Genomic DNA, 616 nt, shown 5'->3' with positions numbered 1-616 from the left:
GCGATCTTCGATCCGCCTCCAACCGGGGCGGCGCGGCATCAGGAACCGCAACTCACCATAGATTCGCTTGGCATCCGCGTAGTCGCTGCTCCCCTCATTCGCGTCGGACGCATTCATCGCCATATCGAACGGGTCCAGATAGCCTTCGAATGCGGATCCTGCAAAAGGACCTGCCAGACACGTAACTATCTCCCGGATCGCATCATCGCGTTCCAAATATCGATCCATATCGTCTTCGAAAATCGGCTTTCGCTTCGAGGTGAATCCTTGCGCTGAATAAAAAGCCTTGCCCATGACAACAACATAGTAATCTCCGTCACCGGCGTCGGGGTAAATACTAACACTTGAGAAAGCAGGGAATTCACGGTCGTCGTCGAACATCTGACGCTTCAAAACGATGGCGGCCACCGCGTGCCCGGCTTCGTGGTGCGCCACAAGCGGGAGAGGTTCGGAGGCTACATTCATGCGGTGCGGCTCTCAGGTCTAGTTTGCTTTTGCCCATAGGACCGCATTTGTCGTGCCAACTGGGAAATTCATTACAAAGCAATGCGATCGCTCCGATAGCGTTGTGTCTCCTGTCTGACATTGTTGGGAAGTCGACACGCGCCCGTCGCAA

At 54.9% G+C, this 616-nt stretch carries 1 protein-coding gene; it reads right to left on the bottom strand.

The genetic code is table 11. The features are described 5' to 3' along the window. A partial coding sequence (locus EN859_RS35170; protein WP_135913594.1) for a hypothetical protein occupies positions 1-465 on the bottom strand: 465 nt, incomplete at its 3' end. Positions 466-616 lie beyond the last annotated feature (151 nt).

It is taken from the genome of Mesorhizobium sp. M00.F.Ca.ET.216.01.1.1 (assembly GCF_004010325.2).
Lineage (GTDB): Bacteria > Pseudomonadota > Alphaproteobacteria > Rhizobiales > Rhizobiaceae > Mesorhizobium.
This window is presented reverse-complemented; position numbering and strand designations above follow the sequence as displayed.